General features: G+C 60.3%; 18 protein-coding genes. 8 read left to right on the top strand and 10 right to left on the bottom strand.

The features are described 5' to 3' along the window. Window positions 1-32 precede the first annotated feature (32 nt). Window positions 33-1,193, top strand: coding sequence for an aminotransferase (locus FHT76_RS22270; protein ID WP_183861044.1), 1,161 nt, complete (start codon window positions 33-35; stop codon window positions 1,191-1,193). A gap of 58 nt (window positions 1,194-1,251) precedes the next feature. Here the strand turns inward: FHT76_RS22270 and FHT76_RS22265 are convergent, their stop codons facing one another. The 6 genes from FHT76_RS22265 to FHT76_RS22240 all read right to left on the bottom strand — a co-directional run bounded on the left by FHT76_RS22265 (window position 1,252) and on the right by FHT76_RS22240 (window position 7,439). Continuing rightward, window positions 1,252-2,358 (bottom strand): Gfo/Idh/MocA family protein, encoded by a 1,107-nt coding sequence (locus tag FHT76_RS22265; protein ID WP_183861042.1) that lies wholly within the window; start codon window positions 2,356-2,358, stop codon window positions 1,252-1,254. Window positions 2,359-2,369: 11 nt separating this feature from the next. Further along, window positions 2,370-3,155: a ThuA domain-containing protein gene (locus FHT76_RS22260; protein WP_183861040.1), complete on the bottom strand. Its 786-nt coding sequence runs from the start codon at window positions 3,153-3,155 to the stop codon at window positions 2,370-2,372. Between the two features lie 75 nt (window positions 3,156-3,230). Continuing rightward, window positions 3,231-4,259, bottom strand: coding sequence for an ABC transporter ATP-binding protein (locus FHT76_RS22255; RefSeq protein WP_183861038.1), 1,029 nt, complete (start codon window positions 4,257-4,259; stop codon window positions 3,231-3,233). A 12-nt stretch (window positions 4,260-4,271) separates the two neighbouring features. After that, a complete protein-coding gene (locus tag FHT76_RS22250) occupies window positions 4,272-5,102 on the bottom strand; it encodes a carbohydrate ABC transporter permease (protein WP_153270916.1) in 831 nt (276 codons plus the stop codon). Continuing rightward, window positions 5,102-6,088, bottom strand: coding sequence for a carbohydrate ABC transporter permease (locus tag FHT76_RS22245; RefSeq protein ID WP_183861036.1), 987 nt, complete (start codon window positions 6,086-6,088; stop codon window positions 5,102-5,104). Before FHT76_RS22245 ends, FHT76_RS22250 begins: the two co-directional genes overlap by 1 nt. Window positions 6,089-6,173: 85 nt before the next feature. After that, window positions 6,174-7,439, bottom strand: a complete 1,266-nt coding sequence (locus FHT76_RS22240) for an ABC transporter substrate-binding protein (RefSeq protein ID WP_183861034.1) — start codon at window positions 7,437-7,439, stop codon at window positions 6,174-6,176. Window positions 7,440-7,754: 315 nt separating this feature from the next. Between FHT76_RS22240 and FHT76_RS22235 the strand changes: the two genes are divergently transcribed. The 5 genes from FHT76_RS22235 to ligD all read left to right on the top strand — a co-directional run bounded on the left by FHT76_RS22235 (window position 7,755) and on the right by ligD (window position 13,243). Then, window positions 7,755-8,780: a substrate-binding domain-containing protein gene (locus FHT76_RS22235; RefSeq protein ID WP_183861032.1), complete on the top strand. Its 1,026-nt coding sequence runs from the start codon at window positions 7,755-7,757 to the stop codon at window positions 8,778-8,780. 350 nt (window positions 8,781-9,130) lie between these two features. Then, window positions 9,131-9,484, top strand: coding sequence for a hypothetical protein (locus FHT76_RS22230; RefSeq protein WP_183861030.1), 354 nt, complete (start codon window positions 9,131-9,133; stop codon window positions 9,482-9,484). Window positions 9,485-9,623: 139 nt separating this feature from the next. Then, window positions 9,624-9,893: a hypothetical protein gene (locus FHT76_RS22225; protein WP_183861028.1), complete on the top strand. Its 270-nt coding sequence runs from the start codon at window positions 9,624-9,626 to the stop codon at window positions 9,891-9,893. A 9-nt stretch (window positions 9,894-9,902) separates the two neighbouring features. Then, a complete protein-coding gene (locus tag FHT76_RS22220) occupies window positions 9,903-10,727 on the top strand; it encodes a Ku protein (RefSeq protein ID WP_183861027.1) in 825 nt (274 codons plus the stop codon). A 2-nt stretch (window positions 10,728-10,729) separates the two neighbouring features. Further along, window positions 10,730-13,243 carry a DNA ligase D gene (ligD, locus tag FHT76_RS22215; protein ID WP_259129487.1) on the top strand — a complete coding sequence of 838 codons (2,514 nt, stop codon included), beginning with the start codon at window positions 10,730-10,732 and terminating at the stop codon, window positions 13,241-13,243. 21 nt (window positions 13,244-13,264) lie between these two features. Here the strand turns inward: ligD and FHT76_RS22210 are convergent, their stop codons facing one another. The 4 genes from FHT76_RS22210 to FHT76_RS22195 form a co-directional block, all read right to left on the bottom strand. Further along, entirely contained in the window at window positions 13,265-14,074 is an 810-nt protein-coding gene (locus FHT76_RS22210) for a Ku protein (protein ID WP_183861023.1), read from the bottom strand. Between the two features lie 126 nt (window positions 14,075-14,200). Continuing rightward, complete coding sequence (locus FHT76_RS22205) at window positions 14,201-15,298, bottom strand: DNA topoisomerase IB (protein ID WP_259185877.1); 1,098 nt, start codon at window positions 15,296-15,298, stop codon at window positions 14,201-14,203. Window positions 15,299-15,375: 77 nt separating this feature from the next. Further along, window positions 15,376-15,705, bottom strand: coding sequence for a hypothetical protein (locus tag FHT76_RS22200; RefSeq protein ID WP_259129491.1), 330 nt, complete (start codon window positions 15,703-15,705; stop codon window positions 15,376-15,378). After that, on the bottom strand, window positions 15,702-16,484 hold the full coding sequence (locus tag FHT76_RS22195; RefSeq protein ID WP_259185876.1) for a DUF2092 domain-containing protein: 783 nt from the start codon (window positions 16,482-16,484) through the stop codon (window positions 15,702-15,704). Before FHT76_RS22195 ends, FHT76_RS22200 begins: the two co-directional genes overlap by 4 nt. 378 nt (window positions 16,485-16,862) lie before the next feature. Between FHT76_RS22195 and FHT76_RS22190 the strand changes: the two genes are divergently transcribed. Both FHT76_RS22190 and FHT76_RS22185 read left to right on the top strand, forming a co-directional pair. Further along, the gene (locus tag FHT76_RS22190) at window positions 16,863-18,050 is read left to right on the top strand and encodes an efflux RND transporter periplasmic adaptor subunit (RefSeq protein WP_259129494.1); all 1,188 of its coding nucleotides are present in this window, start codon (window positions 16,863-16,865) and stop codon (window positions 18,048-18,050) included. Window positions 18,051-18,084: 34 nt separating this feature from the next. Next, window positions 18,085-21,237: an efflux RND transporter permease subunit gene (locus FHT76_RS22185; RefSeq protein ID WP_259129495.1), complete on the top strand. Its 3,153-nt coding sequence runs from the start codon at window positions 18,085-18,087 to the stop codon at window positions 21,235-21,237. The last annotated feature ends 207 nt before the right edge of the window (window positions 21,238-21,444 follow it).

The raw sequence follows: 21,444 nt of genomic DNA, 5'->3' as shown, positions 1-21,444 counted from the left end.
TGACAGTTCACCTCGTTTGAGAAGAGAGCTGCATGTCTGCCTTCGCCAATCCGCTTGTCTCCCGTCTGTCTCCGCCTCCCATTCCCTCGGTGCTCGCCTGGGCTCGCGAATACAAGGGCGACAAGGGGCCGTTGGTCGATCTTTCGCAGGCGGTGCCCGGCTATCCGGCCCATCCTGAAATGCTGCGGCTGCTTGGCGAAGCGGCATCGTCGCCGAAGACGACGGGCTATGGTCCGATCGAGGGCGAGGGCGTGCTGAGAGAGGCTTATGCCGGGCATATGTCCAAGGTCTATGGGGCGTCCGTTTCGGCAGCCAACATCCATATCACCGCGGGCTGCAACCAGGCCTTCATGTCGGCGGCAATCGCGCTTGCCGGTTCCGGCGATACGGTGGGACTGACCAATCCGTTCTACTTCAATCAGGAGACGACTTTGTCGATGCTCGGCATCAAGCGCGTTCTGGTCGAGTGCGACCCCGAGAACGGCTTTTTGCCGGAGATTCACTCGGCGGAGAAGGCCCTGGCTGATGGCGCCAAGGTACTGGCGGTCGTGACACCGAACAATCCGACAGGCGCGATCTATCCGCCTGAGTTGCTGCTGGAGCTGTTCAACCTCTGCCGCAAGCATGGGGCGTGGCTGATCGTCGACGAGACCTACCGCGACTTCCTTCCCGACGGCTACGGCGCTCCGCATCCGCTGCTTGCGATCCCCGGTTGGGAAGACACGCTGATCCTGCTCTACAGCTTCTCGAAGTCCTTCTGCATTCCCGGCCATCGCCTCGGGGCGATCACGGCAGGCGTCGACGTCGTTGCCGAGATCGCCAAGGTCATGGACAATATGCAGATCTGCGCGCCACGCGCGGCCCAGGTTGCGGTTGCCGCGGCGATGCCGATCCTTGCCGACTGGCAGGCAGAAAACCGCCTGGAGATCGCACGTCGCGCTGATGCGTTGCGGGCCGTGATATCAGGGTTGCCCGGCTGGGAGATCGGGGCGCTTGGCGCCTATTTCGCGTTCATCCGCCATCCGTTCGCGGAGCTCAGCTCAGCCGCTGTCGCGGAGCGCCTGGCGAAGGAGGCCGGTGTCGTCTGCCTGCCGGGAAGCTATTTCGGGGAAGGTCAGGAGCACTATCTCAGGCTTGCCTTCGCCAATGCCGACGCTGCTTCGATCAGCCTGCTCGCGGATCGTCTGCGGTAGTTTGAAATGATAAAGGCCCGCATCGGCGGGCCTTTATTCCTCTTGGCGAATTCTCGTATCAGACGACGACCGTTAGCGGCGGTATCCGCTTGTTTGCCGGGTTAGCCTGCTCGGAGGCCTCCAGCAGATTGAGCTCCCGCCGCTCCTTCTCCGACACGATCGCAAGGTCGAGGACCTTCTGCAGGTTTGCGGCGTGGCGGAAGGTCGGGTCGTCCTGCTTTCCGGTTCTGACGGCTTCGGCAAAGCGTTGGTAGTTCGTCAGAACGGCGGGCACTTCGATGTCGCGCCAGGTGGCGGTCTCGATGTCCTCGCCGAAGCAGCCGCGCAGTTCGGAACCATCCGGGCGATGGATGACCTCGAGGCTGCCCTTTTCGCCATAGATGCGAAGCTTCAGCTCGTTGAGGTGGCCGGTTGCCCAACGGGTCGCATGGATGACGCCAAGCGCACCGTTGGTGAAATCGACCGACATCGTGAAGCTGTCGTTGGCATCCAGCAGATATTCGCCGATCTGGCCGCCGGGAGCCTTGTTGAAGGTCTTCAGGCGGGCAAAGACGTGGTCGATATCGGTCGCTGCGCCATAGGCGGCGAAGTCGAGGATGTGGATGCCGACATCGCCAAGCACGCCGTTCGAGCCGTGGCCGGTCGACAGGCGCCACAGCCAGCGCGATTCCGTGCGCCAGTCACCCCAGGCGCGCGAGACCAGCCAGCTTTGCAGGTAGGAGGCCTCAACGTGTCTGATTGTGCCGAGCTCACCAGCCAGCACCATTTCGCGGGCGCGCTGCAGGGGCGCGACGTTGCGATAGGTGAGGTTGACCATGTTGATGACGCCGGCAGCTTCAGCGGCTTCCGTCATCTCGAGTGCATCGGCATAGTGCTCCGCCAGCGGCTTTTCGCAGAATACATGCTTGCCTGCTGCGATCAGCGCCAGGCTGGTCGCATGGTGGATGCGATCCGGCGTGACGTTGGTCGCCGCGTCGAATTCACCCCATGCGATCGCTTCTTCGAGGGAGAGGAAGCGATTCTGGATATGGAAGTGATCGGCAAATTCGGCAAGGCGTGCCGGATCGGTATCGACGGCGCCGACAACCTCCACGCCATCGATGGCGAGGAAGTTGGCAACCTGGTTTCTGGCCATCGAGCCGGTACCAAGAACGAGTAGACGCATATGTGTGCTCCTCAGCGGTAACCGGCTTCGCCGGCCTGATGCAGACGCGGGCCGCGCTCGACGATCGGCTCAAGAGCCCTTTCGACGGGGACATTCGGGGCATCGGTGATGCTCTTCAGATCGCCTTGCGGGTTATAGGCCCATTTCACGCCGTTGATGAGTACCTTCTGGACGTTGGCATCATGATAGGTCGGATAGGTTTCATGGCCAGGGCGGAAGTAGAAGATGTTGCCGGCGCCGCGGCGCCAGGTGAGGCCCGAACGGAAGACTTCGCCACCCTGGAACCAGGAGATGAAGACCGTCTCCAGCGGCTCCGGCACGGAGAACTGCTCGCCGTACATTTCCTCGTTTTCGAGGACGAAGTTTTCATCGAGGCCAGCGGCGATCGGGTGGCGCGGGTTGATCGTCCACAGACGCTCGCGCTCGCCGGCTTCGCGCCACTTCAGCGCGCAGGGGGTGCCCATCAGGCGCTTGAAGATCTTCGAGAAGTGGCCGGAGTGCAGGACCAGCAGGCCCATGCCTTCCCAGACGCGCTTGGCAACGCGCTCGACGACGACGTCGGAGACCGCGCCGTGATCCTTGTGACCCCACCAGGTGAGGACATCGGTTTCGGCAAGGCGGGCTTCCGTCAGGCCGTGCTCGGGCTCCTGCAGCGTGGCCGTCGTCGCCTGGATCGCCGGATCGGTGTTCAGGGCATTGGCGATGGTGGTGTGCATGCCTTCGGGATAGATGCCCCGAACGATGGCATTGGTGGTTTCGTGGATGTTTTCACCCCAGACAATGGTGCGAATAGCCAAGTGATTGCTCCTTCATGCGGATGGTCGATCGACCTCGATGGGAAGCGAGGCGGATCCTGTGGTTTCGGGTAGGTGTCAGGCCGCGCCCTTGAGGGGTACTCTTTCGAGCGCGCGTCCGGATTGGTCGAAGCGGTGAACACGGCCAGCCATCGGGGAAACCCCGAGTTTCTGGCCGGGCTGGTGGCCGGAGACGCCCGTCTCGCGCACGACCAGCGGCTCCGATGTGCCGATGTCGAGATAGACGAAGCTGTCCGAGCCGAGAATTTCGGAATGAATGACGGTGCCGCTCCAGGCGGCGTCCTGCTGAACGATCTCCATATGCTCGGCGCGAACACCGATGGTGTGGGCACTGTAGGGTGCCGCGAATTCACCGGTCAGGAAGTTCATTTTCGGCGAACCGATGAAGCCGGCGACGAAGACGGAATTCGGTGTCTCGTAGAGTTCGAGCGGCGTGCCGACCTGCTCGACGACGCCATCCCGCAGGACGCAGATGCGGTCGGCCAGCGTCATCGCCTCGACCTGGTCGTGGGTGACGTAGATCATCGTCGTGCCGTGCATGCTGCGGTGAAGCTTGGCGATCTCCAGACGCGTTGCGACGCGCAGCGCCGCATCGAGGTTCGACAGCGGCTCGTCGAACAGGAACACCTTGGGATCGCGGACGATGGCGCGGCCGATCGCGACACGCTGGCGCTGGCCGCCGGAGAGTTGGCGGGGCAGGCGTTCGAGATAAGGCGAGAGCTGCAGCATGCCGGCGGCCTGCTCGACGCGGGCCCTGCATTCTTCCCTGGTGCGTCCTGACAGTTTCATCCCGAAGGCCATGTTCTCGAATACGGTCATATGCGGATAGAGCGCATAGGATTGGAAGACCATGGCGATGCCGCGCTTCGACGGTGCGTAGCGGTTGACGGCCTCGCCATCGAAGGAAAGCGTACCCGAGCTGATGTCTTCCAGTCCGGAGATCAGCCGCAGCAGCGTGGACTTGCCGCAGCCGGACGGGCCGACGAAGACCATGAACTCGCCTTTGCGGATATCGAGCGAGACGCCCTTGATGACTTCAAGCGCACCGAAGCTCTTACGGATATTGTCGAGTCGAATCTGTGCCATATCGTGCTTTCTTCAACCTTTGACGCCACCGGCAGTCAGGCCGGAAATGATGCGCCGCTGGAATATCAGGACCAGGACAACGACAGGGACCGTGACGATGACGGATGCTGCCATGATGTTGCCCCACGGGATTTCGAACTGGCTGCCGCCTGAAAGCAGGGCGATGGCAACCGGCACCGTTCGCTGAGCGTCCGATGAAGTGAATGTTAGGGCGAAGAGGAATTCGTTCCAGGCCGTAATGAAGGCAAGCAGGCCGGTCGTGACCAGAGCAGGCCACATCAGCGGCATGAAAACCTGGGTGATGATCACCCACGGCGAGGCGCCATCGACGATCGCCGCTTCCTCGATTTCAATCGGCAGATCGCGCATGAAGGTGGTCAGAACCCAGACCGTGAAGGGCAGGGTGAAGATCATGTAGGAGAAGATCAGCGCGAAAGGCGTGTTGAAGATGCCGATCCACCGGATGAGCTCGAACAGGCCGGCGAGCACGGCGATCTGTGGGAACATCGACACCGACAGGATCGTCAGCATCAGCAGCGCGCGACCGCGGAAATTGACGCGGGCAAGCGCGTAAGATGCGGTGACGGCGAGCAACAGCGAAGCCGCGACAACCAGGATGGCGACAAGCAGCGAGTTACCGAGGCTGCGGATGAAGCTGCCCGTGGTCAGGACCGTCGTGTAGTTGGTGAGCGAGATCGAGGTCGGCCAGTAATTGACCTCGAAGAGGGCCGTGCCGGCTTTGAAGCTCGTCAGGATCGCATAGTAGAACGGGAATACCGCGATGACGACGATGACGGCGACGAGCAGGTAGAAGAGGGTGTTCTTGGTAGCGGTCAGCAGCATCAGCGTTCGCTCCCGCCGAGTTTGACGCGACCGAGCCACATGTAGAGCACGGTGATCGTCGCGATGATCAGGAAGAGTACCGTCGAGGCGGTTGCGCCATAGGCGAACTTGTCGAAGTCGAAGAGGTTTTCGCGGGCCATAACCGACATGGTCTTGGTCTGAGCATTGTTCGGCGTCAGCACGTAGATCAGGTCGAAGATGCGCAAGGCGTCGAGCATGCGGAAGATCACGGCGACCATGATGGCTGGGCGGACCAGCGGCAGGGTCAGGCGCCAGAAGACCTTGATCGGGTTGATGCCATCGATCTTGGCGGCTTCGTAGATATCGGCGGGAACCATCTGCAGGCCGGCGAGGATGAGCAGCGCCATGAAGGGCGTTGTCTTCCAGACGTCGACGATCAGAACGGCAATCATGGCCGTGTCGGGATTTGCGGTCCAGGCAATCTTCTGGGTGATCAGGCCCATGCCGAGGAGGATGTCGTTCAGGATGCCGAACTGGTCGTTGAGCATCCAGGCCCACATCTTGGCGGAAACGATTGTCGGGATTGCCCAGGGAACGAGGATGGCGGCGCGCACGATGCCGCGGCCGGGGAAATTGGCGTTCAACACCAGGGCGACGACGAGGCCGAGAATGGTTTCGATGGTCACCGACAGGAACGCGAACTTCATCGTGTTCCAGACGGCGCGCCACCAGTTCGGGTCCGCAAGCAGGCCGCTATAGACGGTGCGCCCGCTCTTAAGCGTGATCCATGAGAGATAATTTTTGAAGCCGACGAACTGGGCGTCACCGAGGCTCGTGAGGGATGCGTTCGTGAAGCTGAAATAGATCGTTCTGAAAAGCGGCCATCCGGCAACAACGGCCAGAATGAACAGGGTGGGGGCCAGGAATATCCAGGCGGAACGGATGCGCTCGGAGCGCAGGTCCGACGAGGTATTGACGGCGCGCGCTCGCGATCCGACGCTTGAGGAAACTGCGGCTTCAGTCATGAGGTACCCGCTTCTTGAGGCGATTTGACGATGGCGGCTTCGGGGAAGGGCAGCGGCGGACGCCCGCCGCTGCCGATGCCGTCGGTTACCAGTTCTCGCCCTTCAGCGTCGTCAGGTCGGCCTCGAGAAGCTCGAGGTTTTCTGCGGAGGTGCCGTTACCCGAAAGCGAGTTATGAACGGCGGTCCAGAACTTCGAGGAGACCTCGTTGTACTTGACCTTGGCGGATGCCGATGGACGCGGAACGGCGTTCTGGAAGATCGGCTTCCAGTTCGGCATGAACGGTGCTGCGGCCGCGATGTCCTTGTCGTCGTAGAGCGCAGACAGTGTCGGCAGGTTGGAGAGCTCGATGGCGCGCTGCTTCTGGCGTTCCTTGGAGGTCAGGAACTTGACGAGCGCAATTGCGACGTCCGGGTTCTCAGAGTACTTGGAGACGGCGAGGTTCCAGCCGCCGAGCGTCGAGGATGGCGTGTCGCCTTCCTTGGCAACCGGAAGTGTCGTTACGTCGAACTTGCCCTTGACGGCGCTGTCCCCGCCATTGCCGAGAGCGTAGGCATAGGGCCAGTTGCGCATGAAAACGGCATTGCCGGTCTGCCAGACGCCGCGGGACTCTTCTTCCTGGTAGGCGAGCACGCCGCCTGGCGAAATCGTTCCGACCCAACCCTTGGCGCGGTCGATCGCCGCTGCTGCCTTCTCGTTGTTGATGGAGATGGTGCCGTCCGGCTCGATGATCTGGCCGCCGCCTGAGGACTTGACCCACTCCAGCGCATTGCAGGTCAGGCCTTCATAAGCGTTGCCCTGGAACACATAGCCCCAGAGATCCTTCTGGCCGGCTGCGCGTTCCTTGTCCTGGATTTCCTTGGCGGTCGCCGCCATTTCGTCCCAGGTCTTCGGCGGCTGTTTGCCGTACTTGTCGAGCAGGTCCTTGCGGTAGAAGAGCGCCGGCGCATCGGTGTAGAGCGGCATGGCGACGAGGCGACCGTTCACGGTCTGCGAGGCGATGATCGACGGGAAGAAATCGCCGACGACATCCTTTGCGGCATCCTTGAGGTCGACGAACTGGTCGGCGAGCTGCGGCGCCCAGATGACGTCGGTCTGATAAACGTCGACGTCCTTGTTGCCGGCGGCGAGCCACAGGCGATACTGCGAGAACTGCTCCGTCGAAGACGACGGCATGGTCACGATGCTGACCTTGTTGCCGGTTGCCTTCTCGAACTCGTCGAGCTGCTTGCGGAACAGGTCGAGGTTCTTGCCGGTCGAGCTTGCGGAAATACTGATGTTGGCGGCGAACGAGGGCTGTGCGACACCGAGCAGCGCGGCCGCGATGGCGACCGCTGTGAAATGAAATTTCATATCTTCCTCCCAAAAGAACCAAACATTGGAAAAATTGAAAACGGTTTGGCTGGAAAAAATTGTCAGAAGGTCGATATTGAGTCAAGCGGGCACACGTGTCAAAGTCGCACAACCGCGATCACATATTGATAACAAAGAAAAATCATAGGGATGGCGGTAGTTTCGGTTGTGGGAAAAAGAGACAAACCTCACTCGAAGGAATATCTAAAATTGAAAACGGTTTGGTTATTTGCGAACTGATACGCTTAGGCCATAAGGGAGACAGCACCTGCTGGCGTCCAGCCAGCCAGGTCAGGACGAAAGACGCACTGTCGGATGAAGCTTAAAGAGTTCGCGAAGCAGGTAGGATTGTCCCCGACCACGGTCAGTCGGGCGCTGAGCGGCTACCCCGAGGTGAGCGAGACCACGCGCGCCCGTGTGGCGGAAGCTGCTGCGCGGCTGGGCTATAGCCCGAACGTCAATGCCGTGCGGCTGAAAACCGGTCGAGCAGGGGCTATCGGCGTGGTAATGGGGCGCGCCGGCGAATTTCACTTCGCGGAGTTCATGGCCGGCATGGCGGAGCGGCTGGTGGCGGAGGAGACCGACATTCTCGTCATCCCGATGGCGGATCCCAACCATGAGGATGAGATGCAGCTCTACCGTCGACTCGTGGAGAGCCGGCGTGTCGACGCGATCATCGTGCACTCGCCCAAACCCAATGACGAGCGCATTGCGCTGCTCCACGAACTCGGCATGCCGTTCCTCGTGCACGGGCGGTCGGCCATCGATGTGCCGCATGCCTGGCTCGACATCGACAACGAAGCTGCGATCAAGCGCGCCACGTCGCACCTGATCGATCTTGGCCACCGGCGCATTGCAATGATCAATGGTCGGTCGGGCGCGACCTACGCTCTTCACCGGGACAGTGGCTTCCGCAAGGCACTTCAAAGTCACGGCATCGAGCCTGATCCGCAGCTGATGGCGAGCGGCAACTTCACGGACGAGCTCGGTTTTCGGTTTGCGCGGTCCTTCCTGGAGCAACCGAACCCACCAACAGCCTTTGTGGCGGGATCCATGATGACGGCGCTCGGTGTCTATCGCGCGGTCCGATCGCTTGGGATGCAGATCGGGCGCGACGTCTCGGTCATCGCCCATGACGACGTCTTTCCGTATCTCACCGCCGACAACATGGTGCCGTCGCTGTCGGCGACGCGGTCCTCGATGCGGGCGGCCGGAACGCGATGTGCGGATCTTGTCCTGCAACTGCTGTCGGGTCGGTCTCCATTGGAAATCCACGAGCTCTGGCCCGTCGAACTCATTCTGCGCGAATCGACGGGGCCGGCGAGACCGTCCAGGTCCTAGTCTTCCTCGTCCGGCGCGCCGCGAGCGAGCCGTTTCAGGGCTGCCTGCGAGTAGAATATCGCGCGGTTCCCCTGGAATCTGGAAAGTTGATTGCCTCAAGCAAAGGATTTCGGTGCCTCGTTGATTGAGCCGGCGGCGCCAACGCGGCATATTGCCGGCAGTTGCTGACGCATGTCGGCCATCCTCCCGGTCGATGAAGCAACTGTTCCCTCTGGAGGTTCTTGACCTCACACCTTAGCCACCGCGGGAGCGGTGGCTTTTCTTTTTGTGCGCCGCTCCCTTTCCAGCAACTTGGAACCTTCGGTTGTCGCTTCCGTTCCTTCAAAGAAGAGATGTTTAAGGAGAGCGTCATGCAGGTCGTCGGTACGCAGGTCATTCCCGAAATGGGCGGCAAACGGGGCTTTACCATCGAATTCGTTGGCGATGGTGGAGAGGTGGTTTCCGTGCTGCTACGGAACGACGAGGCGCAATCGGTCAACCCAAGAAACGCGGTCGAACGCGCCAAGGCGCTGATGCTGGAGATCGCCGCCGCGACCGACGAGGGTACTTCCGATCCCGTGACAGCGCGGCCCAGCGCTCGTGCGTCGGGTGATCAAAGTACAATGGAAGAACAGCTCGACGAGGGACTGGAAGGCACATTCCCGGCGAGCGACCCGGTTTCGGCAACCGGCTCCACGGTCCCGAGGGGGCCGGCAAAACATTGAGCGGAGCAAGGAGAAGATCGGTTTTTCCGTTCGCCGGGTGACTTTTAGCAAAAAAAGCGAGCGGAGGGCCCGGATTCCCGGAACTTTTTCGCCTTTGATCTGTTGAATCCCTTCGTTGCAAACGCGGGCGGGTGACACGGTGCCTCACATCCCAAAAATCGATCGCAAGAACGGTCGGGTGGATGCGCGAGACAGGCTGATTATCGCGCTGTACGCGCAGCTCAAAGCCGAGCGCCAGACACGCGAAACCCTTGAATGGGTGATCCGCAACGGCGGACTGTCGACCGACGTGCTTGAAGCGATCGCCGCAGATCCCGTTCCTGTCGTGACGAGCGACGACGTCGCGGCCGTCGAGAAGATCGTAGCATTGGACGAAAGACGGCGGCGCAAACTGCAAAACGACAACTGAGGGAACGTCATGGCGGCTCGGGCAAGCTGGAAGGGTCATCTGAAAGTCGGGGATCTCGTTTGCGCGGTCGGATTGTACACCGCCGTCTCCACCTCGGATCGCATTTCGTTCAACATCATCAGTCGAAAGACCGGCCATCGCGTCGAGCGGCAGTTCGTCGACAGCGAGACTGGCAAGGCCGTCGAACGTGATGATCAGGTCAAGGGATACCAACTGGACAACGGCGAATACATTGTGATCGAAGGCGACGAGATTGCGGGCGTCATGCCTGAGAGCGACAAGGTGCTGAACGTCCAGAACTTCGTGCCCTACAACGAAATCAACAAGCTCTATTTCGACAAGCCGTACTACTTGGCGCCCGTCAGCGGGGATGACGGGGAGGCGCTCGGGCTGATCGCTCGTGCGATGCGCGATCAGAAGGTGGCGGCGATTGCCGAGGCGGTGCTGTTCCGCCGTAACCGCACAGTTCTGATCCGGCCGCAGGACGACTATATCGTCGCCACCACGCTGAGCTTCGACTACGAGGTCCGCAAGCCCGATACGGTCTTCAAGGACATTCCGGAGATGAAGTTCGACGAGGAAATGCTTGAGTTGGCCGGCCACATCATCGGTACCAAAAAGGGTACGTTCAATCCGCAGGAATATGAGGATCGATACGAGACGGCGCTCTCGGAGCTTGTAAAGGCGAAGATCGAGGGCCGGGAGCTGCCCAAAGCAAAACCAAAGCCGCAGGGCAAGGTCATCGACCTCATGGATGCCCTTCGCCAGAGTGCCAAGCTGAGCGCCAAGCCACGGGCGGCGAAGCGCGCCTCTAGCGAAACGAAAGCGAGCTGAGCATGGCTTTGGAGGCCTATCAGGCGAAGCGCAATTTCAAGGTGACGCCGGAGCCAAGAGGAAGCCGGCGTTCCACCAAATCCACATCACCAGCCACGCTCAATTTCGTGATTCAGAAACACGACGCGTCACGCCTTCACTATGACTTCCGCTTGGAACTCGATGGTGTGCTGAAGAGCTGGGCCGTCACCCGCGGACCGAGCCTCAATCCCGATGAAAAGCGGCTTGCAGTGCATGTCGAGGATCATCCGCTAGACTACGGAGACTTCGAAGGCACCATCCCGAAGGGTCAATATGGCGGCGGCACAGTGCTTCTATGGGATCGTGGAACGTGGACGCCGAATGGTGATCCTCACAAGGGTTACAAGAAGGGTCACTTGGAATTTGACCTCGAAGGCGAGAAACTCAGCGGTCGGTGGCACCTGGTTCGCATGCATGGCAAGCCGGGCGAAAAGCAGGAGAACTGGCTGCTGATCAAGGCGGAGGACGAGGATGCGCGCCGCAAAGGCGATATCCTGAAACAGCGGCCGGAATCGGTGAAAAGCGGCCGCAAGATTGAAGAGGTGACAAAGCACCCCGACGCCACCTGGGACTCCCGTCGCAAGGGTGCATCGAAGCCCGCTGCAAGGGCTGTGGCGACTCGAGCGAAGCCGCAACGCCACGATTGGCCGAAGGGCGCCGAAAGGGCAGCGATGCCTGACTTCGTCGAGCCTGAGCTTGCCAAGCTGAAGGCGAAGGCACCATCAAGCAAAGGCTGGATTCACGAGATCAAGTTCGACGGATACCGGCTTCAGGTTCGGCTTGAAAATGGCAAGGCAGGGCTGTTGACGCGCAGCGGGCTCGACTGGACCGAGAAGTTCGGCCGGGAGATTGCCGATGCCTTCGCCGCGCTGCCGGCAAGGTCGGCGATCCTTGATGGAGAAATCGTCGTCGAGCGGGAAAACGGAGCCTCGGATTTTTCGGCGCTGCAAAGCGATCTCAGCGAAAGGCGGCATGATCGGTTTGTCTTTTATGCGTTCGACCTCTTGTATCTCGACGGCTATGATTTGCGGCAGGCAAAGGTGACTGACCGGAAGCGGCTGCTGGAGGCGCTACTCGCGGGCGACTCCGGAATGATCCGCTACAGCCAGCATTTTACCGAAAGCGGCACAGTGGTTCTGGAGCATGCCCGCCAGCTTGGTCTTGAAGGCATTGTGTCGAAATTGGCTGACAGCGAATACGTTTCGGGACGTACCGGCGACTGGGTGAAATCGAAATGCCTGGAGAGACAGGAATTTGTTATCGGCGGCTATGTGCCCTCGACCGCGATGAAGAATGCAATCGGCTCGCTGGCCATGGGCGTTTACCGCAAGGGCAAGCTCGCGCATGTCGGCAGGGTAGGGACGGGCTTCAGCGTTAATGTTGCCCAAGGACTCTATGAGACGTTGTCGGCAATGGCGCAAAAAGACAACTCCTTCGACGATGATCTCACCACCGAAGAGCGCCGTGGGTTGGTCTATGTCACGCCAAAGCTCATCGCCGAGGTTGAATTTCAGGCATGGTCGGCTGACGGCAACTTGCGGCATGCTGCATTTCGTGGACTGAGGGAAGACAAGGCGCCAGAGGACGTGATGCCGGAACTAACAAACGCACCCGCTCGAGAACTGCCTCAGTCCAGCGTGACGCTCACGCATCCAGATCGCATCTATTGGCCCGAGGAGGGCGTCACCAAAGAGGGGCTGGCCAGCTACTATGCACGGGTATGGCGCTTTATCGAACCCTATGTGACGAAGCGGCCACTTGCTCTGTTGCGCTGCCCCGATGGCATCGCCGGCCACCAGCGGTTTTTCCAGAAGCACGCCTGGAAAGGCATGAATCCAAACATCGAACAGATCACCGATCCGAAGGACAAGGGCGGCGAGAAATTGCTGCGCATCATGGACTTCGACGGGATGGTGGCGCTCGTCCAGTCCGCCGTGCTGGAAATCCACCCCTGGGGTGCCACGACTGACAGCTGGGAGAAACCGGACATGATCACCATGGATCTTGATCCGGCCGATGGCGTCAGCTGGTCGGATATCATCGCTGCCGCCAACGAGTTGAAGGAGCGTCTCGAAGCGGCGGGTTTGGCGGCCTTCGTCAAGACCTCCGGCGGCAAGGGGCTGCATGTCGTCACACCGCTAAAACCGAAGGCCAGCTGGGTACAGGTCAAGGCCCTCGCCAAGGCGCTCGCCGATGGGATGTCAAAAGATCAGCCTGACAAGTATCTTGCGACCGCTACGAAAGCGAAGCGGACCGGCAAGATTTTCATAGACTATCTGCGCAATGGGCGTGGCAACACGGCCGTCGCCGCCTACTCCACCCGCGCCCGGCCAGGGGCTGCTGTCTCCATGCCGCTTGAGTGGACCGAGCTGACCGAGGAAATCGGTCCGGCCTATTTCACCGTCGACAACGCTCCGGCGCGTCTCGATGGCCTGCGGAGCGATCCGTGGGCGGATTTCTTTGCCGCCGCCGTTCCGCTGGAGAAGCGAAAGTAAGGGACGGTCGCTTGCGATCTGTCAGTGAGATTTCGGACGCCCCGTTTCCTTGGCGAGGCTTTTCTTCAGGGCGTCCATGATGTTGACGACGTTGCCTGTCGGTTTTGTTGTCGGCCGCTTGGAGGATGGCGGTGTGGCTTTGACCAGGCTCTTTTGCTTCGCGCGGATCATCGCTTTCAGGCGTTTCTGGATAGGATCCTGCACCATGGTCGGTTGCCATTCCTCGGTCCGGTCCTTGACGAGTTTCGTCATCAAGGAAAGCACGGTGGCATCGACCTTACCATCGCCGTCGAGCGTGGCTGCCGGCGGACGAACTTCGTCGCCGAAATGCAGCGTCCAAAGGATGATACCCTTGCCCTGAGGCTCCAGCAGGACGGCGCGCTCGCGCCGGTAAAGGACGAGCCGGGCAATGCCGACCACATCGTTTGCCTTCATCGATTCGCGGATCACGCAGAATGCCTCCGTACCGACCTTGTCCTCCGGTGTTAGGAAGTGCGGCTTGTCGTACCAGATCCAGTCGATCGAGCCGCGTGGCACGAATGTATCGATGTCGATGGTCTTGGTGCTCTCCAGTCCGACCTCTTCGAGCTCCTTGTCCTCGAGAATGACATAGTCGTCTTCGCCGCGGGGATATCCCCGGGCTTGATCCTTGTCGGCAATTGGCTTGTGGGTGACGCTGTCGACGTAGCGGCTTTCGACGCGGTTCTTTGTCTTTCGGTTCAAGACGTGAAATCGAAGTTGGTTGCTGTCCGTGGTAGCCGGGGTGAGCGACACCGCGGCGGTGACGAGTGACAGCTTGAGATAGCCCTTCCAATAGGTCTGACGTGCCATTTGCGCCCTGGCGCCCTGGCGCCATCTCCCGTGGCCGCATTCGCGGCGATTTCCCATAACGGCCTGGGGCGTGGTTTGGTTCCATCGCGATCGTAGCTAAGCGGCGGATGTATGAAACGGCTGCCCTTAGCGCCCGTTCAGGCCTTTCAGCCAGCGCAGCACAGCGATTTCACCCTGGTCCATCCAGCGCAGTAATCTGGCGCTTCGGCTCGGCCGGCCGGCAGCGAGCTTGGCAAGCTCACCTGCTTCGAAGCTCTCGAATACCTTCGGATGGATGTAGGACGACCTGCAGACGGCGCGCGTGTTGACCAAGCGTGCGGCAACTGCATCGACGACCTCGTTCATTTGTCGCGCTCGCCCGCGCTGGCTTTGCTCCGGCTCAAGCGCGGCGAGCGCGATTGCTGCCATTTGTGTTGCGCCCCATGTGCGGAATTGCCGGGACGTGAAGTCGGTTCCGGACGCCTCCCGTATGTAGGCGTTGACGTCCTGCGACTGGATCGGATGAGAGGCGCCGCTGTCATCGATATACTGGAACAGCTGCTGGCCGGGCAATTCCTGGAGCATGCGCACGGCGCGGGTGATGCGACGGTCGCTGTGGCTGAGGCGCCATTCCTTCCCGGACTTGCCCTTGAAGCGGAAGTGGATGCTCGAGCCTGAGATTTTCACATGCCGGTTTCGCAGCGTTGTCAGGCCGTAGGAGGCGTTGTCTGCGGCGTAACTCGCATTACCGACGCGGATATAGAGATTGTCCAGAAGCCAGACGATGGTCGCCAGCGCCTTGTCAATATTGGGCGTCCGGCGCCGCAGGTCGGAGTCTACTTTCTTGCGGATCGCAGGAAGCGCCGAGCCGAAATCGGCTAACCGCTCGAACTTGCTTTTTTCTAGCTCAGCCGTCCATTTGGAATGGTAGCGGTACTGCTTGCGGCCGCGCGCATCACGGCCGGTAGCCTGCAGATGAGAATTCGGGTCGGCGGAGATGAGAACCTCCGTGTAGGCGGGCGGAATGGCCAGCGCCGAGATTCGCTCGAGCTCCGCCTGGTCGGCGATGCGCGTGCCCTGGGCGTCGTGGTAGACAAATCCGTTCTTGACGGCTCGCCTTGTTATGCCCGTCACCAGGTTCGCAATAAAGACGATACCCCCGGTCGCCGGTGGCTCGGTGAGCGCAGCCGCCAGTTTCTCGTCAAGTTGCTGTTTATAGGTCGCTCTCTGGTCCACAGTGAGCATGAAACGCCGTTGCCGTCGGTAGGTTCCGATTCAGCCCGGCAGCCTACCAACAGCCACTCAAAAGCTCCGCAATCCTGCTATTCGATGACCACCTGAACGTAGGTAGCGCCGCTCTTGGCGTAGTAGAGCGATCCACACCGGTAGTAGTAGCCCCCGTAGTACGGCCCGTAGACGCAGCCTGCCGGCAGCGTGTTCACGTAGACGGTCGTTCTGCGCACGACGCGGCGTGTCGTTCGACGAGCGGCGCCCGCATAGGACAGCGGTGTCAGGGGGCGGCCGATTTCGGCTTGTGCCGGGGTGGATGCGCTGATGGTTACCGTGGCTAGGTCGTTCCCCTCCATGCTGACATCGAGGGAGGCGAACGCAACCGCGAGCGCAATAGCGAAAATCCGTACGGAGGTTTTCATTGTGCATCTCCCGTCTCTGTCGGCGCGGGCAGTTCATCGATCTGACCAAGTTCGCTGAGATCAACCTTCTTGGCATCGCCGGGTATTTCGATGGCAAAGTTTGCCACCTTCACATCTTCTCCTGTGCGGAAGTTCCGGACCTCGAGCATGTATTCCGGCGCCTGCACCACGTGTTTGCTGGTCACCACATAGCGCTTCGGAACAGGCTTCGCCCCCGATTCTATCCATATCTGCCAGTCGACATCATTCTTCCGGAATGTCAGGTATTCGCATTCCACACCGTCGACGACAGCGCTTGAAATGTGCTTGGACTCCGTGACGCCGTCCATCAGCGTATCGAAGCTGTTCGAGAGCAACAGATCGGAGCCCGGGATTTCTGCACCGGCGTTCTGAAGCCGGTCGAAAAGCTCGTCGAGGCTGCCCTTTGCGTCGATCTGGGCGTAGGCGTCGAGGTTCTTTCCGTGAACCGTGAACTTCGTGCCGTCAAAGCTGACGTCAAGGTCGGCAAAACCTCCGGTGCGCGTCACCCGGATTTTGTCCGGCCGGCCGACCGTTGCTGTGTCGGAGCTGACGAATTGCAGCTTCTCGAAGGTCGGAGTCACAGCTTCCACGGAAGAGACATAGTCGAAGGAGAATGTCTTTTGAGCCGCCATATAGTCGGACATTGCCTTCAGCAATTCCTTCGAGTCGTCCGCCCACGCCGGGCAGTTCGAGCCTGCGGTTATTGCGCACAAGGTCACCAATACCTTGAAGCGTGTCGCCAACATTAATTTCGCCATGTCACGGCCCTCACTTTCGCAACGGTTGATTGGGTACGCGTCGAATGCTGGGTACGTTAAGGTCGCCGGCGGCATTGCCAGCAAGGCCACGCTTTCGAGTGCCTTCGGGGCATCAAAAACCGCGGAGACCGTCGGATTGGACGGAAGCCCGGCTACTGTACGTTTCTTTTTCTTGCGGCCGAAATGTAACTGCAAGTTCATCTTTTGTCACATGTTTCATCCCGTATCGCCAACTATTTATCGCGCGTGCCTCTATTGCTTTTCGCGGAAATGCGGAAATATTGGTTCATACTATACTCTGCCCAGGCGCATGGACTGTTGGGATACGCCAGGGGCGCACATGAAATCCGAAGCTCGTGCATGCATCGGGGCAGAAAAATGCGCGAAAGTTCGTATCGAGGGCTGCATCATATCGGTATTTTGACGGTGGTCGCTGCGTTATCGGCATGCGACAGCGGGAACAATGCGTATGTGCCGCCGCCGCCGCCGAAGGTGAACGTGGCGCAGCCATTGCAGCAGCCGGTGGTTGAATATTTTGAGCTGACCGGCAACACGGATGCGATAAACGCGGTCGACATCGAGGCCCGCGTGCAAGGCTTTCTTGAAACGATAGACTACAAAGACGGTACCCCGGTAAAGAAGGGCGACAAGCTCTTCAGCATCCAGCGCGACACCTATAAGGCACAGGTTGACCAAGCCCAGGCGCAACTGGCTTCGCAGCAGGCGTCGCAAGTCGGCGCGAAGCAGGAATACGACCGGCAGCTCAATCTGATGAAGCAGGAAGTGACTACACAGACAGCCGTCGACAGCGCCAAGGCGACACTGGATGAAGCAAACGCCTCCATCCTGAACGCGCAGGCGAGCCTCGATCTTGCAAACATCAACCTCGGATATACGGAGGTGGTCGCGCCCTTCGATGGCACCGTAACGAACCACCTCGTGGATGTCGGCGCGCTGGTCGGCGTGTCAGGCCCGACGAAGCTTGCCACAATCGTTCAGACCGACCCGCTCTACGTCTATTTCAACGTCAGTGAGGCTCAGGTGCTGATGATCAAGCAGAGCCTCGCCAAGGCCGGGCGCAAGCTGACCCAAGCCGACCTTCCCAATATCCCGGTGGAAATCGGGCTCGGCGACGAGGAGGGCTATCCACACAAGGGGCACCTCGACTACGTCTCACCGCAGATCGATGCCTCGACAGGCACGCTTTCGGTTCGGGGCATCATCGACAACAAGGACCACGCACTTTTGCCGGGTCTTTTTGTCCGCGTTCGTGTTCCTGTCGCCCACCAGGACAAGGCGCTCGTCATTCGTGATGATGCGATCGGTACCAATCAGCAGGGAAATTACGTGCTGGTGCTCGGCAAGGACGACGTGATCGAGCAGAAAGTCGTCAAAATAGGCCAGCGCAATGGCCAGATGAGAGTCATCGAATCCGGTCTCGATCCCGCGGATTGGGTCGTCATGGCCGGGATCCAACGGGCCGTACCCGATATGAAAGTCACGCCTGAGAAAATCACGATAGAGGCCGCGGCAACGGGGGATCCGAGCGGATCGAAGGTCCCATGAGCCGGCAGCGGATCAGCTCCAGGAGGCGAAACGGATGATCTCGCGCTTCTTCATCGAGCGGCCGGTACTCTCGAATGTTCTCGCGCTGGTTTTCGTCCTGATCGGCGCCGTCGCATTGTTCCAGCTGCCGGTCGCCCAGTACCCCAACGTAGTTCCGCCGACCGTTCAGGTGACGACGCGTTATCCCGGCGCGAGTGCCAAGACTCTGGTCGATACCGTGGCATTGCCAATCGAATTGCAGGTCAACGGCGTCGAAAACATGCTCTACATGCAGTCGACCAGTGCCAGCGACGGCACCTATTCGTTGACGGTCACCTTTGCAATCGGCACCGATCCGGATCAGGCGCAAGTCCTGGTCCAGAACCGCGTCGCCATTGCGATGCCATCGCTGCCGCAAGCCGTTCAGGTTCAAGGCGTGACGACGCAGAAGAAGTCGACGTCGATCCTGGGGTTCGTCACTCTCACTTCGCCTGACAGCCGCTTCGACAGCCTCTTCTTGTCGAATTACGCGGTCATCAACCTTCAGAACGAACTGGCTCGGCTTCCCGGCGTCGGCAATGTCAGCGTTTTCGGCGCGGGCCAGTATGCGATGCGGATCTGGATGGATCCGGATCTGTTGCAGGCCCGCGGACTGACGCCGCAGGACGTTATCAGTACGGTGCAGCAGCAGAGTCAGGAGGTCACGGCGGGGCAAGTCGGACTGCCTCCAGTGCCTAGCGGACAGGATTTCCAATATACGCTCAATGTCAGCGGTCGTCTCAACGACGCTCCCGACTTCGAAAACATCATCGTGAAGGTCGATTCTGCCGATGGCGGTCGGATAACGCGTATACGCGATATCGGTCGCGTCGAACTCGGCGCGCAGACCTATAGCCAGTCCTTCCTGCAGAACCGGCGACCGGCGACCGGTATCGGCATTTTCCAGCTGCCGGAGGCGAATGCCATTGCGGTTGCCCAATCCGTTCGAGCGAAGATGGCGGATCTGTCGAAAAGCTTCCCACCCGGCCTTCAATACACCATGCCGTTCGATACGACGAAGTTCGTTGAGGCGTCGATCAAGGAAGTCTACAAGACACTGATCGAGGCGGGCGTTCTGGTCCTGATCGTGATCCTGCTGTTCCTGCAAGATTGGCGGGCGATGCTGGTTCCGGCGACGACTGTGCCTGTGACGATCATCGGTGCGTTTGCGGCGATGGCGGCGCTTGGTTTCACGGTCAATCTGTCGACGCTGTTTGCGATCGTCCTTGCGATCGGCATCGTCGTCGATGACGCGATTGTCATCGTCGAGGGGGTTTCGCGCCATGTCGAGGAGGGGATGCCAGGTCGGCAGGCGGCAGAGAAGGCAATGGACGAGCTTCTCGGTCCGGTCATCGGCATTACGCTCGTTCTCATGGCGGTCTTCATTCCGGCCGCCTTCCTGCCAGGCTTGACCGGCCAGCTCTACCGGCAGTTCGCGCTTGTCATCGCCGCGACGGCGCTGATCAGCGCAATCAACGCGATCACCCTGAAGCCGACGCAATGCGCCCTCTGGCTGAGGCCGCCTGTGCCGCCCGAACGGCGCAACTTCTTCTATCGCGGCTTCAACCGAGTTTACGATGCGGCCGAGAATGGCTATTCGCGGCTTGTCGGTGGCCTTGTGCGGAATAGTACGATCTCAGTCCTCGTGGGCTTGGCACTGATCGGTGTTGCCTTCTGGGGCCTAACCCGTCTTCCGACTGCGTTTCTCCCGACCGAGGATCAAGGCTATGTGCTGATCAGCGCGCAATTGCCGGACGGCGCCTCGAAGCAGCGCACGGATGCGGTGATGCAGCAGGTCAGCGAGATCGCCGAGGCGACGCCCGGCGTCGATCAGGTGCTGACGATCAGCGGGATTTCGGTGCTGGACAACAGCGCAAGCCTGCCGAACGCCGGTGTCGCCTATGTCATTCTCAAGGACTGGGACGTGCGTGGAAAGGAAAAAGGCCAGGACCTGCTGTCGATATACCAGCACCTGAACGGCGCGCTGGATAGTATCATGACGGCAAAGACGCTTGTCCTGGTTCCTCCTGCAATCCAGGGTATCGGCAACGCCAGTGGGTTCACCATGCAGGTGCTCCTCAAGGACGGCAGCTTCGATTTCGCGCTGCTGCAAACACTGGCCAATACGATCGTCGAGCGCGGCAACGCGCAGTCCTCGCTGCAGCGGCTGCAGACCTCGTTCCGAGCGGACGCTCCGCAGCTCGAGGTTTCTGTCGATCGCATCAAGGCCGAGACACTCGGCGTCACCGTCGGGCAGGTGTTCTCTGCGCTTTCGGGCTATGTCGGATCGAGCTATGTGACACAGTTCAACAAGTTCGGCCGCACCTTCCAGGTCTATGTGCAGGCGTCGCCGGAATTCCGCGTGCGGCCGGATGACATCCGCAATCTGAAAGTCAAGGCGGGCGATGGCACCATGGTGCCGCTGGGTACAGTAATCGACGTGACCAGCGTGCCGGGACCGTCGCTGATCAGCCTCTACAATCTCTATCCTACCGCCACGATCGTTGGCGGCGCCGCGACCGGCTTCAGTTCGGGGCAGGCGCTGAATGTCATGGAGCAGATCGCGGATCAGACATTACCAACCGGGGCCGGCTTTGAATGGACCGCCTTGTCCTACCAGGAGAAGGCAGTCGGCACGCAGATCTACTACGTCTTCGGGCTCGCCATTCTGCTGGTCTATTTCGTTCTGGCCGGCCAGTACGAAAGCTGGATATTACCTTTCGCGGTCATTCTCGCGGTTCCTCTCGCGCTCCTCGGCACGGTCGGCGCCCTGACGGCGCTCGGCGTCGCCAACAATCTCTATACGCAGATCGGCCTCATTCTGCTTATCGCGCTGTCCTCGAAGAATGCCATTCTGATCGTTGAATACGCACGTGAAAAGCGAATGCAGGGAATGGAAATCGCTGCCGCGGCAGTGCTTGCGGCACGATTGCGTTTCCGGCCGATCCTGATGACGTCGTTCGCCTTCATTCTCGGCGTTTTGCCCCTCGTGCTGGCGACCGGCGCCGGGGCCAATGCGCGCCGGTCGATCGGTATCTCAGTCTTCAGCGGCATGATCGCGTCGACTTGCCTAGCGGTTTTGCTGGTGCCGTCCTTCTATGTGATCCTGCAACGCTTCGAGGAATATCGAAAGCGCCGCACTGCGGCAGTACCGGATACACAGACATAAATGCCGTGGCGTCAGAGACGCGACTGTCAGGTCATTGAGCAACACTGACGCCCACAATTGAGGATTTGTTGTCCCAGACAGAGGCGAGCCCATCGTGGCCCATCCTCTGTGCCGTGGATAGCAAGGGCGCGCCCTCCCGAAGAGGGCCCCCAGAAGCAGCCTCACGATGCCGACGTGGTCGACACTGTGATTTCCGCAGGGAGAGGA

The sequence above is a fragment of the Rhizobium sp. BK176 genome, assembly GCF_024808055.1.
The sequence above is the reverse complement of the archived record's forward strand: the minus strand, read 5'-3'. Positions and strand labels throughout refer to the sequence as shown.

Bases quoted from the DNA above. Each gene is read 5' to 3' on its own strand.
- FHT76_RS22270 (WP_183861044.1), top strand. From the start codon at position 33: ATGTCTGCCTTCGCCAATCCGCTTGTCTCCCGTCTGTCTCCGCCTCCC.
- FHT76_RS22265 (WP_183861042.1), bottom strand. From the start codon at position 2,358: ATGCGTCTACTCGTTCTTGGTACCGGCTCGATGGCCAGAAACCAGGTT.
- FHT76_RS22255 (WP_183861038.1), bottom strand. From the start codon at position 4,259: ATGGCACAGATTCGACTCGACAATATCCGTAAGAGCTTCGGTGCGCTT.
- FHT76_RS22250 (WP_153270916.1), bottom strand. From the start codon at position 5,102: ATGCTGCTGACCGCTACCAAGAACACCCTCTTCTACCTGCTCGTCGCC.
- FHT76_RS22245 (WP_183861036.1), bottom strand. From the start codon at position 6,088: ATGACTGAAGCCGCAGTTTCCTCAAGCGTCGGATCGCGAGCGCGCGCC.
- FHT76_RS22240 (WP_183861034.1), bottom strand. From the start codon at position 7,439: ATGAAATTTCATTTCACAGCGGTCGCCATCGCGGCCGCGCTGCTCGGT.
- FHT76_RS22235 (WP_183861032.1), top strand. From the start codon at position 7,755: ATGAAGCTTAAAGAGTTCGCGAAGCAGGTAGGATTGTCCCCGACCACG.
- FHT76_RS22230 (WP_183861030.1), top strand. From the start codon at position 9,131: ATGCAGGTCGTCGGTACGCAGGTCATTCCCGAAATGGGCGGCAAACGG.
- FHT76_RS22220 (WP_183861027.1), top strand. From the start codon at position 9,903: ATGGCGGCTCGGGCAAGCTGGAAGGGTCATCTGAAAGTCGGGGATCTC.
- ligD (WP_259129487.1), top strand. From the start codon at position 10,730: ATGGCTTTGGAGGCCTATCAGGCGAAGCGCAATTTCAAGGTGACGCCG.
- FHT76_RS22210 (WP_183861023.1), bottom strand. From the start codon at position 14,074: ATGGCACGTCAGACCTATTGGAAGGGCTATCTCAAGCTGTCACTCGTC.
- FHT76_RS22205 (WP_259185877.1), bottom strand. From the start codon at position 15,298: ATGCTCACTGTGGACCAGAGAGCGACCTATAAACAGCAACTTGACGAG.
- FHT76_RS22200 (WP_259129491.1), bottom strand. From the start codon at position 15,705: ATGAAAACCTCCGTACGGATTTTCGCTATTGCGCTCGCGGTTGCGTTC.
- FHT76_RS22195 (WP_259185876.1), bottom strand. From the start codon at position 16,484: ATGGCGAAATTAATGTTGGCGACACGCTTCAAGGTATTGGTGACCTTG.
- FHT76_RS22190 (WP_259129494.1), top strand. From the start codon at position 16,863: ATGCGCGAAAGTTCGTATCGAGGGCTGCATCATATCGGTATTTTGACG.
- FHT76_RS22185 (WP_259129495.1), top strand. From the start codon at position 18,085: ATGATCTCGCGCTTCTTCATCGAGCGGCCGGTACTCTCGAATGTTCTC.